The sequence below is a fragment of the Flavobacterium lacustre genome, from assembly GCF_027474525.2.
Classification (GTDB): Bacteria; Bacteroidota; Bacteroidia; order Flavobacteriales; family Flavobacteriaceae; genus Flavobacterium; species Flavobacterium lacustre.
Genome location: NZ_CP114882.2, coordinates 2,266,984 through 2,284,676 on the forward strand (window position 1 = coordinate 2,266,984; position 17,693 = coordinate 2,284,676).

The following is a 17,693-nucleotide window of genomic DNA, read 5'->3' on the forward strand; positions in this document are numbered from 1 at the left end:
CACGGATATTCATCCGTGCTTTCTACTTATTAATGCTTTTTTTAAAGGGTTTGATTTATGATTTTATGCCATTTTACACTTATTTCGATTTCATTTACTAAAGACATACTTTGGTCTTTGTCGTAAAATTCTAAACTGACATTGGGTTTGTTTTTGTCATAAAATTCCAGTTGTAATTTCAGTTTGCCGATTGCTCTATTTGTGCTTTCGGTTCTGACCAAATTGCATTTTTGTATTTGTGACAAATCAATTGTTTTATAAATGGCTGCACCATCTGTTTTTCGGGTGAAGAAAAGCATTTTGTTTGATTGGTCGATTCCGATGGCTGTTAAGTGCCAAAATTCACTTTTTTCGATGGTGCAATTGTTGGTTTTTGCGGTGTCAGAAAGATGTTGAAGTGTTTTTTTTCGTTTTTTGTTATTGTTAAAACCGATTAAAATAAAGGGTAAAATGCATATTGCTACTATTATTATGCCTATGATTGAGGTTCCTAAATCCATTGTATTTTGTTATTTAAGGTATGTAAATTGTTGTTTTGTACTTGAAAAGCAGTCGTTTTCAAATAGTAAAAAAAAAAGGGTTTGCGTACGCAATTTTCGCGGATTTACATTACCAAAAATAGTGGAAAGGGAAAATGATATCGGTTTGTTTGAACCGGGCTAAAACATTTTTTGCATAAAAATTATATTGCGTGTAGGCAATATTAAAAATCCTTTCGATTGTTTTGGTATGGACAAAAAAGGAATTATGAAATGTTTTGAATGAAGTATTCGGATTGTTTTTGGAAAAAGAAAAAGGAACGTTTGTTCGGGTTGACAAAACGATACAATCTTTTGAAACAAATGATTTTACTTTTTGTTTTTCAGGGAATTCGGTATGTGATTCGGTGTGAGTTTTTAATTCGGAAGCTCCTTTGTTTGTACTTAAAAGAAAGTAAAACAAAATAGAAAAGATAGATAGGAGAACTATTTTTAAGGGCTTTTTCACCCGCCAAAGATAGTGTTTATTTGTGATTCTATATAATTGCGAGGTACGAAGTCGGGAGACTTCGTACAGCACATCTAGCTTTTAAGAACGTTTTTTTTTGGAAGCTGCGTTTTGACTTTCTATTTGGATAATAAATTATTCTCGTTTACTGTTTTTATTTGTAAATTATTTCTAAAGGATTGAATTTCCATACGAATGTTGAAAAAGCGGTAAAAGGGTTTCTGTAAATGATATAACTATTGTTTGTCGTACTCACACTTCCGATACCCCAAGCATTGTCATATGCGTAAGGAAAAGAGGCCAATTGTTTCCAATTATTTGTATCTAAATTCAATTCATAGATATCATAAAAAGATTCATGGCCCGGATAATGGTAATTATGAGCGAGACCAATATATACTTTGTTGTTAATAACGAAGCTTACAACACTTTGGCTTTTATTTCCGGGATAGGTTGCTTTGTACTCCCAACTGCCCGTTGAAGTGTTGAACCTACGAATTTCGAAATTTTTATTAATGGCATATATATTCAAGTTTGTCTGGAAGGTATTGATGAATTCTTCCTCCACATAACTAGATAGTTGCGTAAATGAATTTGTACTTACATCGTATCGGTAGCTTTTTCTTGTATCGAAAAAATAACCAATATCATTTACTTGTCCACCAAAATATTTTGTATAATTATATAAATTTGTTGTGCCAAGGTTTTCCCAATTATTTGTTTCTGAATCGTATCGATAAAGGTCTGTTGAATCAGAAGATTTAAAATAACCATACTTACCAATTGTAAAAATACCATATTCTACCCCTGTATTTCCGGACAGTGGAAAAGGTGATTTTTGTGTTAATACTGATTCATCTTCAACGCTATAAAAAGAGTTATTTTGAAATATAATATATGGTTTATTATTAATTGAAACTCCAAAAGATCTGTCGTAACCTGTGTCATTTTTAAAGATAGAAGCACACCAAGGCGAAGGAATAAATGACTTAAGAGCGGTAAAGTATTCTAGTTTTGAAGTACAAACCGTATTATCTGTAGTAGTGATTGTAGCTTTAATTTCATACTCCAAACCACAAACCAGTGAATCCAAAAGAATAGTATTTAAATTATCTGCCAGAGGTTGGGTACTTTCGATAGTTCTTTTTTTGAGATCGCCCACCACGCCATATGTTATACTATAACTTTTTACATTGGCAGTTTGCATATTTGCTTCAATAGCTAGACCGATATTTAGTCCTTTTTCATTGTAATCCAGAACGGTGGGTTTAAGGTTGCTAAAGTATTCACAGCTGATTAGTGGCCCGTTTGGAACTGGGGTTTCTTCTTGACCGCTTTCACAAGATATAAATGTTGTGACTAACACAATCAGAATAAGTATTTTTTTCATTGGTTTTGTATTAACGATTCGTTTTTAAATTGCTGCTACATTCTGGTAATATAGCGGATTTGGTACTAAAGTAAGCTCATTATTCGGATTTAGCAAATCATCCCAAATACAAAATCAACTTTCCATTAAGCCAATTGCCAAAATCTATTATAGTAGCTTTTAGCGATAGTGTTTTTAATTTAATTGTTCAAGTTTTGCAATGAATTTTACAATTTTTTCGACTTTCTGATTTTCAGTAGCGGCTGAATTTATATTTTGAATTATTTCATTTTGTTCCTCAATTTTGAGTTTTTTGAATGTTTCTAATACTTCAGCATCTTTAAAGCATTCATTAATCATTTTATTCTCATTCTTTTTTTCAGTGTTTTCATTCACAAGATAAAGCGTAACGTTTACAGATTCTCCACCGCCTTTTCCTATAAAATTTCTTATTTCCGAATTCAAAGACATTTTTTTGTCTGAATTTTTTAAAGGAGCTAAATTTTTATTATTTATTTCATAATCATCAATTTTTCCTGAGACTTTTAAATCGCCCCATTTTCCTTTTATATTTTTAGTATTTGGTATTATAAGGTGATAAGTCCAAGCGCCATTTCCAGGAATATATTGAATCTCTAATTTTTCATTTTCTACTATAAAATTCATAGTTCAAATTCAAAGGGTTTAAGTTTCGTTTTTTTGTGATGTTGAGGAAACGGAACTGCTAACTATTTATAAGCGAATAAAACAACTGTTTTTTGTACTAATTTGGACTGTTACATGTAAGTTTTGTTCTTATTTGCGCACATTGTTTTTAGTAACGCCATACAAAAATAAAAATATTTCTTACATGTCAAAGGGGGCGAAAGTGTTTTTTAAAGAAGAGCGACTCTTTTATTTACTTGATTTGGAATGGGTTTTATCCAGTGGAAGTATTGGTTCTTTTTTGCCAGGATGCCCGCGTGAGGGATAGCAGCAAGTACCGCAGTACTGCGTATAGCCCGACAGCAGTATAAAAAGGGGCGATTAGCACTGTTGTGGAGCTGCCCCTTTTTATAGTGGTGGCACGCCCAAAGGAGAATTGAAAATGTCATCTTGTCATATATTTTTACGACAATTTTAACAAAAACTGACAATTTATGGACTGTCATTGTATTGGCACAGTGATTGACTTATCGACTTCGAGAAGTTAAAACGAGTATACAATAAAATTAAATATATTAAAAATGGGTAAAATAATCGGAATTGATTTAGGTACGACCAACTCTTGTGTTTCTGTAATGGAAGGTAATGAAGCAGTTGTTATTCCTAACGCAGAAGGAAAAAGAACAACGCCATCTATCATCGCTTTTGTTGAAGGTGGAGAAATTAAAGTAGGAGATCCTGCTAAAAGACAAGCGGTAACCAATCCTACCAAAACGATTGCTTCTATCAAACGTTTTATGGGTCATTCTTTTGCTGAAGTAACTGCTGAAGCAAAAAGAGTTCCTTATTCAGTAGTAAAAGGAGACAACAATACGCCACGTGTGGATATTGATGGTCGTTTATATACTGCTCAAGAATTGTCAGCAATGACACTTCAAAAAATGAAAAAAACAGCTGAAGACTATTTAGGTCAAACTGTTACGGAAGCAGTTATTACTGTTCCTGCTTACTTTAATGATGCACAACGTCAAGCTACGAAAGAAGCTGGAGAAATTGCAGGTCTTAAAGTAATGCGTATTATCAACGAGCCTACAGCTGCTGCACTTGCTTATGGTCTTGATAAAAAAGGTAAAGATCAAAAAATTGCTGTTTACGATTTAGGTGGAGGTACATTTGATATTTCTGTTCTTGAATTAGGAGACGGAGTTTTTGAAGTATTGTCTACTAATGGTGATACTCACCTTGGTGGAGATGATTTTGACCAAACTATTATTGACTGGTTAGCTGACGAATTCAAAGCTGAAGAAGGTATTGATTTACGTTTGGATCCAATGTCATTACAACGTATTAAAGAAGCGGCTGAAAAAGCTAAAATAGAATTGTCATCTTCTGCTGAAACAGAAATCAATTTGCCATATGTTACTGCTACTGCTTCAGGACCAAAACACTTAGTGAAAAAATTAACAAGAGCTAAATTTGAGCAATTGTCTGATTCATTAGTAAAACGTTCTATGGAGCCTGTTGCTAAAGCACTTAAAGATGCAGGTTTATCTACATCTGATATTGACGAAGTGATCCTTGTAGGAGGTTCAACTCGTATGCCAAGAATTGCTGACGAAGTAGAAAAATTCTTTGGTAAAAAAGCGTCTAAAGGAGTTAATCCTGATGAGGTTGTTGCTATTGGAGCAGCTATTCAAGGTGGAGTTTTATCTGGAGATGTAAAAGATGTTTTGTTACTTGACGTTACACCTTTATCTTTAGGTATCGAAACTATGGGTGGTGTTTTGACTAAATTAATTGAGTCTAACACAACTATTCCAACTAAAAAATCTCAAGTTTTCTCTACAGCTGCAGATTCTCAACCAACAGTTGAAATCCACGTTTTACAAGGAGACAGAGCTATGGCAGTTGACAACAAAACTATCGGTCGTTTCCATTTAGATGGTATTCCACCAGCTCCAAGAGGTGTTCCACAAATTGAAGTAACTTTTGATATTGATGCTAATGGTATCATCAAAGTTTCTGCAACTGACAAAGGAACTGGTAAATCTCATGACATTCGTATCGAAGCTTCTTCTGGATTAACAGCTGAAGAAATCGAAAGAATGAAAAAAGATGCAGAAGCTAATGCTGATTCTGACAGAATTGCAAGAGAAAGAGTAGAAAAATTGAACGAAGCTGACGGAATGATCTTCCAAACAGAGTCTCAATTGAAAGAACTTGGTGCTAAATTATCTGACGAAAACAAAGTTGCTGTAGAATATGCATTAACTGAATTGAGAATGGCTCACCAATCTCAAGACATTCCTGCAATTCAAACTGCTCTTGACAACATCAATGCAGCTTGGAAAAAAGCTACTGAAGCAATGTACGCTCAAGGAGAACAAGGTCAAGCGGATGCACAACCTCAAGGGGATGCTGCTCAAGGAGACAATGTTGAAGACGTTGAATTCGAAGAAGTAAAATAATTTTGTAGAGATGCACTGCGGTGCATCTTTACGATTGATTTAGAAAACCGTTCGCCATTGGTGAACGGTTTTTTTTATGCGTTTCTATTTTTTAGTCAGTTTTGTGCCAAACATGTTAGTAATCACTACCGCATGTGGAAAGGTTATGGCGGCCAAAAAGGAGAAAAACAAAGCATTAAAAACTTGTTCCTCTCTACATATATAATAGATTAGTGTAATTCCGACTATAGATATTAACCAATAAATCCCTGCCGCTTTGCAATAGGCAATAAAATATTTTATTGAAAAGGAACCATTCAGAAATTTAATTTGGTCAATTATTGAGGGTATGCTGTGCCACAAGATAAAATAAATAGCAAATCCAAATATAAGACTAGAAGACTTAAAAAGGATTGCAAAGAGAATTAAATAAAAAAGTTCTAAAAGCATCTTTTTTCTAATTTTTTCTTTTTTCCACAATAAATAAATACCTAAGCTAATTAAAGTGATACTTGAAGTTTGTAGTAGTAAACTAAAATATGGGTATGGTATATTGATGTTTGCTATATTTAAGATTATATTTTGTACTTCGAATGAGTGAAAATTAAACAGTAATAATAGAATAACAAATCCGTATAAAAATTGAAACAATATTACGTTCCATTTTGGAAAGTCATGCTGTAGATCCTCCCATTGTTGTTCTCCAAAATGATAGGCACTCACAATAATGAACAGTAGTAGGGCAACTTGAGGAATTGTATAAAACAATAGTATGCCTATCAAAACCACCACTACATAATACCCTAGAATTTTAAGTCCTGAATTGGATTGTTTTGTAGTATTTATATTTTTTATTAAAAGTAGATCATTTGCGCCATGCAAAATTCCAAAGGTAAAAATCAAGAAGAAACCTAATAGTATCTGAAATTTAGTCGAAAGAAATGAATCCATCCACAACCCGAAAAAGCTTGCTACAATTGCAATATTTGAATAATTTTTCATAAATTTTAATTATTGTTTAAAATTAGTCAAAAAAAATTAAACAAAATTCATTTTTATTGTTTAACATTTATTATATTTGGATAAACAAAAACAATTTAATTTATTTATTTATGACAAATTTTATGTTTATTTCAGGTTTAATCGGAAAATTATCCCCAACAGATTATGTAGGGTTTACTTTTTTTGTAGGCTGTATGGCAATGATGGCCGCTTCAGCATTTTTCTTTTTATCCTTAAGCCAGTTTGATAAAAAGTGGCGTACCTCAGTTTTGGTTTCAGGATTAATCACTTTTATTGCTGCGGTACATTATTTCTACATGAGAGATTATTGGGCCTCATTTGGTGAATCCCCAACTTTCTTTCGTTACGTTGACTGGGTGTTAACTGTGCCGTTAATGTGTTTAGAATTTTATCTGATACTTAAAGTAGCAGGTGCAAAGCAATCGTTGCTTTGGAAAATGATTATTTATTCGATAGTAATGTTAGTTACAGGTTACTTTGGAGAAGTAGTATTTACAGATAGTGCTGCGCTATGGGGATTCATTTCGGGATTAGCTTATTTTGCAATTGTATATGAGATTTGGTTAGGTGAAGCTGCAAAATTAGCTGCATCAGCTGGTGGCGAAGTACAAAAAGCGCACAAAATCTTATGTTGGTTTGTTCTTGTTGGATGGTCAATTTATCCATTAGGGTATATGATGGGTACAACAGGATGGTACAACGGATTTATACCAGCCGGTAATATTGACGTGGCCTACAACATTGCTGATGCGATTAACAAAATTGGTTTTGGTTTAGTAATTTATAGTTTAGCAGTTAAGTCTCAAAAAGATTAATTTAATTTATTTTATTTTATTTAAAAACCGAACTAGTAATAGTTCGGTTTTTTTAGTTTTGGTTAATTATTGAAATTAAATTGAACAACAGTGCGTCTCAGTAACTTTCGATTCGTAATAAAATTAGGTTATATTCACAAACAATAATACAGATAAAGGAAAATAGGTATAATACCTTACCCTTTTTTTTGTTTAAATTATTTAGGGTCTAATGCTTCGTCAATTCTGGAGATTAAATCCAGTAAATGAAACTTACTCATTCGGTCCGTTGTTTTTGATGCGGCTGTTTTGATTTGGTTTTTTAAACTAATCAATTGTCCTCTGGCTATTGATGGTAAATCGGTTTGGCTCAGATTCACTGTTTTGGTTGTGAAGCCATAAGTTACTCCTACAGGAACAGATCTTACGGTTGTAGTACCTGGTTTTAATAATCCGATTACTTTGTCAATATACAGTTTTTGAATGTTTCGTCGGTACATATCGATCGCGGCACTGCTTTTCAATTCTGAAAAAATACCGTTTTTAAGATCTGTCAGTAATTCATCAACAGAATAGTTGTTTTTGTTTGCCGAAGAAGCCTCCAGAAGACGCACCAGTCGATCTCCTGCCAAAAGATTACTTAGTGTGGCATCTTGCATGCTTTTTATAGATTCTACGCCATTTTCGGGATTGATTTTAGCAAGGATGTTTTGATCCATTAACCATTTTGGTGTAGCAAATAATTGTACGTTTAAGAAGGCAACAGCGTCTTTTTGAATCGCTTTTGGAACAACTTCAAATTGATTTCCGGTCATGTCATAGGTTTTTGGCGTGTCATATACACCGCCTACGTTTTTAGTAACATGTCCCATATATCTTCTGAACTGTCCTGTCAATGCATTGTAGAGTTGCTCTAGTTCAGCATAACTTTCGCCTTTTTCAGCACTCCATCCCATTAAATTAGGGAGAATTCTTTTTAGGTTTTTGATTCCGTATTCCGATGCTCGCATGGCATTGTCTCCAATGTCTTCTGTTTGGTATCTCGGGTCGTACGGACTGGTTTCTGTTCCAAACCATAAGCGACGATTTTTGTAGGCTTCCTTCGTCATTTCGTTCAGGATAGCTTTTTCTTCTTTTTCGCTTTTGGCATCATCAAAATAGGAGTAACCCCATTTAATAGCCCATTTGTCATAGTCCCCAATTCTTGGAAAGAATGTTTTTACTCCATCTTCCGGTTGTGCCACGTAGTTGAAACGGGCATAATCCATGATAGAAGAGGTATGACCGAATTTATCCTGAAAATCTTTATCTCTCAATTTCTCGACAGGAGTGGCAGAACTCGCTCCCATATTGTGGCGTAATCCTAACGTGTGTCCCACCTCGTGTGAAGAAACAAATCGGATTAATTCACCCATAAGATTGTCATCGAATTTTTTGGCTCTGGCAGCAGGATCAACAGCGGCGGTTTGAATCATGTACCAATTTCTCAAAAGGCTCATAATGTTGTGGTACCAGCCAATGTGACTTTCTAAGATTTCTCCTGTTCTGGGATCATTTACATTTGGACCATATGCGTTTTGAATTTCAGCGGCAAAATATCGCAATACCGAAAATCGGGCATCTTCAAGACTCATTGTTGGGTCATTTTCAGGCCAATATTCTCCTCGAATGGCATTTTTCCAACCAGCATTTTCAAAAGCAACCTGCCAATCATCAATTCCTAATTTGATGAATTTTTTCCATTTTTTGGGAGTAGCCGGATCAATATAATAGACAATTGGTTTTTTAGGTTCAATTAACTCTCCGTTTTTTTGTCGCTTAGCATCTTCTTCGGATTTGGGTTCTAAACGCCATCTTACGGCAAAAACTTCAGTATCAGATTTTTGGGATTCTTCTTCAAACAGTTCGTATTCATTGGCAAAATAGCCTACACGCGCATCAAATGTTCTTTTACGCATTGGGTTTTTTGGCAATAAAATCATGGAAGTATTCAATTCTAATGTAATCACTCCGGCATCTAAAGCCGCAGGAAGATTAGTACCGATTTTCGGTGTTGGATTCAGCGATAATTGTGGTGCTGTGGTCGCAAATGTTTTTACAGTTCTGATTTCGGTATTGATAGGGAAACTACTTATTTTTTGGATAAAAGACCTGTCTTTTTGAAATCCTTGTATGTTTAGCAATTGTTTTTTTATGGGGTCTAAAGAGAAAGTCTGCAAATCAGATTCGAATGTGCCGGTTACATCTATCACGTATCCAATATCTTTTTTTCCGGTGGAATCTTTTTTGATTGCCAAGATATCATAGTTGGCTATTATGGGGTCCGAAGTGGAGTTTTTGACAGCCTGCGCCATTGGTTTATCCTCATCAGGAGTCATAATGACATAAGTAACAGAACGCAATAACAGGTTGTTATTTAATCCTTTTTCCCATTTTACAACTTGTCTGTTGATTTCTTCTCCACCAAAAATTCCACCACCTGCCGGTGTTTTAGAATATCGGGTTGTGGTCATGATTTCACTTCCAAGGAGTGATTCCGGAATTTCAAAAAGGTATTTTTCTTCAACTTTATGAACATCAATAAGCCCTTTTTGGGTGACTGCTGTAGAGTCAATAACTTTATTGTAGGGTTTTGGTGCTTTTTTAGCATCGGGTTTTGGAGTGTCTGCGGCTGAAACGGAATTTTTATCTTTTCCTTTCTTTTTTTTGCTTTGAGCAAATGTTCCTTGATTGATACAAAAAAGCAAACAGGTAATAATTAGGGCAAGTTTTTTCTGCATGTAAGAGCTGGATTAAAAAGGTTAATATTAAATTTTTAGTATATAAAGAGAAAATGGTCTTTTAATGTATTGATATCCAAATTTATTGATATATTTTTAAAATAAATACCCTTTTGACTTATAATTTTGAATTAGTAACAATATTTGAGAATTTACTCTTATTCTGTCATAATATGATTTATCTCATAAAAGGAGTTATTATTTCTGCCTATTTTTGCGGTATTGTAAGTGATAATCCAAAATGTACTTTCATTTTCGAGAATGCCAAAAGAGGTAAATAGCGAGATTTTTGCAAAAAAAATTCGTAATATTACTACATAAATCCGTTGGAATGAGAAAAATTAAATACAAAAAAGGAAGAAAACTGCACCCCTATAATTTAGAATATACGGGAGTTCATAAAAGCAACGAATCGGAGATGCAGTTGTTTGTGTATGATGATTTGAATCTTACAGAATATGAAGATTTTAAGGTTTCGGATTTGGATAAATTTATTAATACCAAAGAAACGAATTGGCTTAATATTCACGGGTTAAACAATATTGGATTTTTACAAGCGATTGCGGGTTATTTTGATATTGATAATTTCATGTTGGCGGATATTTTAAATACCACTCGAAGAACTAAGTTAGAAGAGTCTCAGGATTGTTTGTTTTTTAATATAAAATCGCTTTTACCGGCGGAACATTCGGATAATATCAGTGTGGAGCAAATTAGTTTTTTGATGAAAGATGGCGTTTTGATTTCTTTTCAGGAAAAACGAAGCGATTTTTTCACTCACATTCGGGAACGAATACGGACACATTCGGGAATTGTAAGGGTTAAAAAAGCCGATTATTTATTGTACATTCTTTTGGACGCTATCATGGAGAATTTTTATATCACCATTGAGGCGGAGGAAGATAAAGTGGAAGATTTGATAAACCTTTCTAAAAAAAGTGCTGATCCGATAATCTTGGAGAAAATTGAAAAGCATCGCGATAATTTTAATTTTTTAAAGCGTTCCATCATTCCGCTTCGGGATTCTTTATATGATATAAAAAGCATAAAAGATGACAATGTTTTTAATGCAATGGAAATGGAAAATTTTAGTTTTTTTGCCCGTTTGCATCAAAAAAGTTTGGAACTTTTAGAACAAATCGAGTCGGATATGGGCTCGCTTGAAAGTGCTTCGAATTTCTTTTTCTCGGCGCAAACGCATAAGATGAATGAGATTATGAAGACGTTGACTATTGTTTCGGCTATTTTTATTCCGCTCACTTTTATTGTAGGTGTTTATGGAATGAATTTTGAAAATATGCCGGAGCTGAAATATCAAAATGGGTATTACACCATTGTGGGAATCATGGTAGTGCTTGTTCTCGGGATGATATACTATTTTAAACGCAGACGTTGGTTTTAACAATTGGCAAACAAACAGAAACAGAATACTTTTTTATTATAATTTAATAATACAAACATGAATAAGGCCATTTATATAGCAACAAGCGAACAGAATTGTGGGAAGTCCATTATTAGTTTGGGCTTGATGAGTTTGCTTATTGGTAAGACTGCCAAAGTTGGTTATTTTAGACCAATTATAGAAGATTTTGAAGAAGGCGGTCTCGACAATCATATCGAAACCATCATTTCTCATTTTGGTTTGGATATCGAATTTGATGATGCATATGCCATTACAAAAAGCAAGCTGATCAAAAAGAAAAACAAAGGAAAACTGGGTGATGTAATCGATTTGATTATTGAAAAATACAAACGTTTAGAAGAACGATTTGATTTTGTTTTGGTCGAAGGAACCAGTTTTACCGGAGAAGGAACAGCAATTGAATTGGATATTAATGTTTTAATTGCCAAGAATTTAGGGATTCCAACTATTATTGTGGGTTCTGGAGTGGGCAAAACCTTAGAAGAATTAATAGACAGTTTGTATCTGGTTTATGATTCATTCAAAGTAAAAGAGGTCGAAGTGCTGGCGATTATTGCCAATAAAGTGCAACCGGAAAATGTTTTATTGGTCAATGAAGGCTTGAAGAAAAATCTTCCGAATGGAGTTTTAATCAATTCGATTCCGGTAATATCCAGTTTAAATAACCCTACAATTCAAGAAATTGTAAATGAGTTAAAAGCCACCGTATTATTTGGTTCGGCATATTTGAACAATCAAACCAGTAATTTTAGTGTTGGTGCGATGCAGTTGTGCAATTATTTGGTGCATTTAAAAGAAAGCAGCCTTGTAATTACTCCCGGCGATAGAGCAGACATAATTTTAGGTGCTTTACAAGCCAATGAATCGGCTAATTATCCCGCAATTGCAGGAATTGTATTGACAGGAAATATACTACCGGAAAAAAGTATTTTAAAATTAATAGAAGGACTTTCGACAGTCGTACCTATTATTGCTGTAGAAGAAGGAACGTATTATATTACCAATAAAATAGGTTCTATCAAATCTAAGATTTACGCGAACAACAAACAAAAGATTGAAACATCAATAAGTACTTTTGAAAAGTATGTAGATTTGGATACTTTGGCACAAAAACTAATCACTTTTGAAGCGGAAGGTATGACACCAAAAATGTTTCAATACAATTTAGTAAAAAGAGCCAAAGAACATAGAAAACACATTGTTCTTCCGGAAGGAAATGACGAAAGAATTATTATTGCCGCTTCCCGATTACTAGCCATGGATGTTGTGGATATTTCTATTATTGGAAACAAAAAACAAATTGAAAATAAAGTAGCCGAGTTAGGTTTAGACTTCGATTTCTCTAAAGTCAATATCATAAATCCAATAGAGTCAAAATGCTACGATGATTATGTAAATACGTATTATGAGTTGCGAAAAGCCAAAAATGTTTCTATGGCTATGGCCAAAGATTTAATGGAAGACGTTTCATATTTTGGAACCATGATGGTGTACAAAGGCCATGCGGACGGAATGGTTTCCGGAGCAGCGCACACGACGCAACATACCATTTTACCGGCATTGCAGTTCATTAAAACAAAACCAAACTGCTCTGTGGTTTCCTCTATCTTTTTCATGTGTTTAGAGGATCGTGTTTCGGTATTTGGCGATTGTGCTATTAATCCGAATCCTTCAGCAGAACAATTGGCTGAAATTGCAATATCTTCTGCCGATTCCAGTTTGGCCTTTGGAATAGAACCAAAAGTAGCAATGCTTTCGTATTCATCAGGTTCATCAGGAAAAGGAGATGAAGTCGATAAAGTGAGAACAGCAACAGAAATCGTGCGTCAAAAACGTCCTGATTTGAAAATTGAAGGGCCAATTCAATATGATGCCGCCGTTGACTTGGAAGTAGGACAAAGTAAAATGCCAAATTCTGAAGTAGCAGGTCATGCCAGCGTTTTGATTTTCCCTGATTTAAATACAGGAAATAATACGTATAAAGCGGTTCAAAGGGAAACTGGAGCATTGGCAATTGGACCAATGTTACAAGGTTTAAACAAACCCGTAAATGATTTAAGTCGCGGTTGTACCGTTGATGATATTATAAATACTGTCGTAATTACGGCTATTCAAGCACAAGGATTGTAGTTTTTCAATCTTATAATCGTATAATAATTTTTTTAATGAAAGTAGTAATTATAAATTCAGGAAGTTCTTCTATAAAATACCAATTAATTGATATGCCGGAAAATGCAGTGATTTGCAGCGGTATGATTGACAGAATTGGATTAGAAACATCAAATTTAACCTATGTAACCGATAGCATCAAAGTGCAGGAAACGTTGCCTATTGCCAACCATAAAATTGGGTTAGAAAAAATTGCTCAATTGTTGATGGACGATAAAGTAGGAGTGATAAAAAGTACTTCGGAAATTCAGGCTGTTGGACATCGTGTGGTGCATGGCGGCAGTTCTTTTACAAAAACAGTCGTGATTACCGAAGAAGTAAAAGAGAAAATCAGACAGCTTTTTGATCTAGCACCTTTACACAATCCGGCTAATTTAGAAGGGATTAATGTTGCCGAAGAAATCTTTAATACCGCACAACAAGTGGCTGTTTTTGACACTGCTTTTCATCAGACTATTCCTGTTGTGGCTCATAAATATGCGTTACCAAATTACCTTTTAACGGAAAATAAAATTCGTTTGTATGGTTTTCACGGAACCAGTCATAAATATGTTTCGGAAAATGCAATTCATTATCTAACACAGAATTCGGTTACCAAAGGGTCTAATATCATTACCATACATTTAGGAAACGGATGTAGTATGACCTCTGTAAAAGACGGTAAAAGTATTGATCATACGCTTGGTTTTGGTCCAATGAACGGCTTGATTATGGGAACCCGAAGTGGTGATGTCGATCAGTCTGTGATATTTTATTTAGTTAATTCGTTGGGGTATTCTTTGGATGATGTCAACACGATGTTGCAAAAACAAAGCGGAATGCTGGGGCTTACCGGATTTAGTGATTTGAGAGATATTGAAGCCAATGCAGAGAATGGAAACGTAGAATGTCAGTTGGCATTAGATATGAATGCCTATCGAATAAAAAAATACATTGGTGCTTACACAGCAGTTCTAAACGGACTTGATGCCATAGTTTTTACCGCGGGAATTGGAGAGAATTCGTCTTATATTCGAAAATTAGTTTGTACCGATATGGATTATTTCGGACTAGAATTGGATCACGCTAAAAACGAGGTTCGTTCTAAAGAAATCAGAGAAATCAACACACCGGATTCCAGAACGAAAATTTTGGTTATTCCTACCAATGAAGAAATCGAGATTGCCAATCAAGTGTATGAATTACTTTTGAGTTAAAATTAAATAATGTTCAAGAAAAAGCTTCTGTATTCAGAGGCTTTTTTTGTGCTTTATATTGAATAAATGTAATTATATTTGAAGATAAATCCACACGTTTTGAAAAGCAAACTACTCTACATACTGTTTTTTATTTTAGCTTCTGTGCAATTGTATGCACAAGAATTACTCCCTTTTGTAGAAAATTACAATAAATCTGATTATCAGGGTGATAACCAAATTTGGAGTGTTGCACAAGGAAATGATTCCGCCATGTACTTTGCCAATAATTATTATTTATTGCGTTACGATGGTGTAAAATGGGAGAAATACAGCTTGCCAAATAAGACCATAATTCGTTCTGTAATGGTAGATGGCGACCGGATTTATACTGGATCTTATAAAGAATTTGGCTATTGGTTCCGAAAAAACGGAAAGATGTATTATGTATCCATTTCCAATAAAAGTAACGTTTTTGATGACAGTGATAATGAAGAGATTTGGAAGATATTTAAATTCAAGAATGAAATTTATTTCCAGTCTTTTAATGGAGTTTTTCTGTATGACGGAAAAATAATTAAAGAAAAAAAATTCCCTTTTTTAGTTTCTTATTGTTTTGGTGTAGACAATCAGTTGTTGGTTGCTTCTGTTGAAAAAGGAATTTATAAAATGACCGGTTCTGGTTTTGAAAAAATAGAAGGTTGGTCTATTTTAGAGAATAATGTTATTCATGCAATTGAAAAACACCAAAACAAAACCTATATTTTTACTAAAAAAAATGGCGTTTATGTTGAGGAAAAAGGTGTTCTGAGCGCTTGGAATAATGCGTTGAATGCCATTCTGAAAACAGCGAATATCAATGTGGCCAAGTTTATTAAAAACAATAAATTAATCATAGGAACAGCCAATAAAGGGGTTTATATTTTTGATTTAAATTCTGGTTCTTATAAAAATATTAATCGAAATAATGTACTGATGAACAACTCAATTTTGAGTATTGGTCAGGATAAAGAGAATGATTTGTGGTTGGGTCTGGACAACGGAATTGCTCATGTTGAGGTTAATTCTCCAATTTCTATTTTTTATGATAATTCGGGTATTTTAGGTTCTGTTTATTCTGTGGTGAGTACTCCAAAAGGCTATTTGATGGCTTCAAATCATGGTGTTTTTAAATACGAAGACAAGCAACTTTCTTTAATTCCAAATACACAAGGTCAGGCTTGGAATATTAATAAAATAAACAATAAATACCTGATTGGTCATAACGAAGGCACTTTTGTATATGACAACGGACTGTTTTATAAATCAAGTCCAATAAATGGAGGTTGGAATTTAACCAAAAGCAGTATTAATAATTCGTATTTACAAGCCACATACAGCGGTGTAACTATCTATAATAATGCTACTGATTTGAAGCAATATATTGTTATAAATAAAATATTGAAACCGATAAAATATGTGGCTCAAAACAGGAAAAATGAAATTTGGGCTGCCGATAATAATAGAGGTTTGTATCGAATTCAGTATAACGATGCTTATGAAACCACTAATGTTGAAAATGTTACCCAACGCAGTAAAATTGCAAATGATTTTGGAGTAAAGATATTCGAGTTCCGAAATGAAATTCTTTTTTTGGTTAACAAATCATGGTACACTTATAATTCAATTTCTAATAAATTGGAAGCGAATGAATTGTTTAATGCAAATTTCAAAAACATTTCAAACATTGTTTCTATTGATGAAAATCACTTCTTGGTACTTCAAGAAGGACTTTTGTATCACATTTATGCACATGATAATAAATTCATACGCACTATTATTCAAGAGAAATATTATAAGGGGAAAATCATTAATGACAATTTAAAAGTATTCAAAAACAATGAGAATTATCTTTTAAATCTGGATGATGGTTTTATTTCGTTGCATCTCAAATATGCCAATAAGAAAAAATCGAATATAAGTATCGAAGCCTTTGTTGATAATACTTTAGTTAAAAATAAAGAGAAGATTAAATACAATTCGGAGCTTCGTATACATGTGATATCTGGAGTTTTTGGGGCAACAAGGCCTAATTTGTTTTATAAAATAAACGGAACCAAAGAATTTATTCCTGTAAATGAAGGTTTGATTGTTTTGAATAATTTAAATAGCGGTTCCTATGAAATCACTATTTACCTTCACGACGGGTTGCATTATGATAAAATTTCTAACTTCCAATTTATCGTGGCAAAACCGTGGTATTTTTCTTTTTGGATGATTGCATTGTATTTTATTATTATAGGGGTGATACTCTATTTGTATTACAAATGGAATAATTTGCGATACATTCAAAAAATGAAATTGCAGGAAGAAGAACTAAAGCATCAAAAGAAAATTCTGGAGATGGAGTTAAAAGCCGAAAATGAATTGAACAGTCAGGAATATGAAAAACATATTTTGGAACTCGAAATACAATCCAAATCATCTGAGGTTGCCGGAAAATCACTCTCTATTGCAAAGCAAAGTGAAATGATTGAAAAAATACAAGGGATTCTGGACACAGAAACCGATTTTAATAAACTCAAAAGTGAAATTAAAAAAGCAATAAAAATCAATTCAGTGAATAAACACGAGTGGGAAACTTTTGAAACAAACCTGAATCAGATACACAATGCATTTATTGTTAATCTCTCTAAGAAATATCCTAACCTGACTCCAAAGGATATTAAGCTTTGTATTTACTTAAAAATGAATCTTTCTTCTAAAGAAATTGCACCAATGATGAATATTTCTTTCCGTGGTGTTGAGTTGCAACGCTACCGATTAAGAAAGAAATTAAATCTTGTTCAAGATGAGAACCTTTCTAAATTTTTATTAACTGTATAAAAAACAAAGTTTTTTT

General features: G+C 33.6%; 11 protein-coding genes. 6 read left to right on the plus strand and 5 right to left on the minus strand.

Translation table 11 applies throughout. The annotated features are described in order from the left end of the window. Positions 1-41: 41 nt before the first annotated feature. The 3 genes from O6P34_RS09890 to O6P34_RS09900 form a co-directional block, all read right to left on the minus strand. Positions 42-500 carry a hypothetical protein gene (locus O6P34_RS09890; RefSeq protein ID WP_269684346.1) on the minus strand — a complete coding sequence of 153 codons (459 nt, stop codon included), beginning with the start codon at positions 498-500 and terminating at the stop codon, positions 42-44. Positions 501-1,141: 641 nt separating this feature from the next. Further along, positions 1,142-2,377: a Kelch repeat-containing protein gene (locus O6P34_RS09895; protein WP_269684347.1), complete on the minus strand. Its 1,236-nt coding sequence runs from the start codon at positions 2,375-2,377 to the stop codon at positions 1,142-1,144. Positions 2,378-2,551: 174 nt separating this feature from the next. Beyond that, a complete protein-coding gene (locus O6P34_RS09900; RefSeq protein WP_269684348.1) occupies positions 2,552-3,022 on the minus strand; it encodes a DUF1905 domain-containing protein in 471 nt (156 codons plus the stop codon). A gap of 560 nt (positions 3,023-3,582) precedes the next feature. Here O6P34_RS09900 and dnaK point away from each other — a divergent pair. Beyond that, a complete protein-coding gene (gene dnaK, locus O6P34_RS09905) occupies positions 3,583-5,469 on the plus strand; it encodes a molecular chaperone DnaK (RefSeq protein WP_269684349.1) in 1,887 nt (628 codons plus the stop codon). A gap of 84 nt (positions 5,470-5,553) precedes the next feature. Here the strand turns inward: dnaK and O6P34_RS09910 are convergent, their stop codons facing one another. Next, a complete protein-coding gene (locus O6P34_RS09910) occupies positions 5,554-6,450 on the minus strand; it encodes a Brp/Blh family beta-carotene 15,15'-dioxygenase (RefSeq protein WP_269684350.1) in 897 nt (298 codons plus the stop codon). Positions 6,451-6,560: 110 nt separating this feature from the next. On the opposite strand from O6P34_RS09910, the gene O6P34_RS09915 reads away from it, so the two are divergent. Then, a complete protein-coding gene (locus O6P34_RS09915; protein ID WP_269684351.1) occupies positions 6,561-7,286 on the plus strand; it encodes a bacteriorhodopsin-like in 726 nt (241 codons plus the stop codon). Between the two features lie 197 nt (positions 7,287-7,483). On the opposite strand, the gene O6P34_RS09920 is transcribed toward O6P34_RS09915, so the two are convergent. Further along, positions 7,484-10,045 carry a zinc-dependent metalloprotease gene (locus O6P34_RS09920; RefSeq protein WP_269684352.1) on the minus strand — a complete coding sequence of 854 codons (2,562 nt, stop codon included), beginning with the start codon at positions 10,043-10,045 and terminating at the stop codon, positions 7,484-7,486. A gap of 331 nt (positions 10,046-10,376) precedes the next feature. Between O6P34_RS09920 and corA the strand changes: the two genes are divergently transcribed. From corA to O6P34_RS09940, 4 genes are all read left to right on the plus strand, one after another. Next, positions 10,377-11,447: a magnesium/cobalt transporter CorA gene (corA, locus tag O6P34_RS09925; RefSeq protein ID WP_269684353.1), complete on the plus strand. Its 1,071-nt coding sequence runs from the start codon at positions 10,377-10,379 to the stop codon at positions 11,445-11,447. A 57-nt stretch (positions 11,448-11,504) separates the two neighbouring features. Continuing rightward, a complete protein-coding gene (pta, locus tag O6P34_RS09930) occupies positions 11,505-13,598 on the plus strand; it encodes a phosphate acetyltransferase (RefSeq protein ID WP_269684354.1) in 2,094 nt (697 codons plus the stop codon). A gap of 35 nt (positions 13,599-13,633) precedes the next feature. Then, the gene (locus O6P34_RS09935; protein WP_269684355.1) at positions 13,634-14,833 is read left to right on the plus strand and encodes an acetate/propionate family kinase; all 1,200 of its coding nucleotides are present in this window, start codon (positions 13,634-13,636) and stop codon (positions 14,831-14,833) included. Positions 14,834-14,932: 99 nt separating this feature from the next. Continuing rightward, positions 14,933-17,677 carry a helix-turn-helix and ligand-binding sensor domain-containing protein gene (locus tag O6P34_RS09940; RefSeq protein WP_269684356.1) on the plus strand — a complete coding sequence of 915 codons (2,745 nt, stop codon included), beginning with the start codon at positions 14,933-14,935 and terminating at the stop codon, positions 17,675-17,677. Positions 17,678-17,693: the final 16 nt, after the last annotated feature.

Bases quoted from the DNA above. Each gene is read 5' to 3' on its own strand.
- O6P34_RS09890 (WP_269684346.1), bottom strand. From the start codon at position 500: ATGGATTTAGGAACCTCAATCATAGGCATAATAATAGTAGCAATATGC.
- O6P34_RS09895 (WP_269684347.1), bottom strand. From the start codon at position 2,377: ATGAAAAAAATACTTATTCTGATTGTGTTAGTCACAACATTTATATCT.
- O6P34_RS09900 (WP_269684348.1), bottom strand. From the start codon at position 3,022: ATGAATTTTATAGTAGAAAATGAAAAATTAGAGATTCAATATATTCCT.
- dnaK (WP_269684349.1), top strand. From the start codon at position 3,583: ATGGGTAAAATAATCGGAATTGATTTAGGTACGACCAACTCTTGTGTT.
- O6P34_RS09910 (WP_269684350.1), bottom strand. From the start codon at position 6,450: ATGAAAAATTATTCAAATATTGCAATTGTAGCAAGCTTTTTCGGGTTG.
- O6P34_RS09915 (WP_269684351.1), top strand. From the start codon at position 6,561: ATGACAAATTTTATGTTTATTTCAGGTTTAATCGGAAAATTATCCCCA.
- O6P34_RS09920 (WP_269684352.1), bottom strand. From the start codon at position 10,045: ATGCAGAAAAAACTTGCCCTAATTATTACCTGTTTGCTTTTTTGTATC.
- corA (WP_269684353.1), top strand. From the start codon at position 10,377: ATGAGAAAAATTAAATACAAAAAAGGAAGAAAACTGCACCCCTATAAT.
- pta (WP_269684354.1), top strand. From the start codon at position 11,505: ATGAATAAGGCCATTTATATAGCAACAAGCGAACAGAATTGTGGGAAG.
- O6P34_RS09935 (WP_269684355.1), top strand. From the start codon at position 13,634: ATGAAAGTAGTAATTATAAATTCAGGAAGTTCTTCTATAAAATACCAA.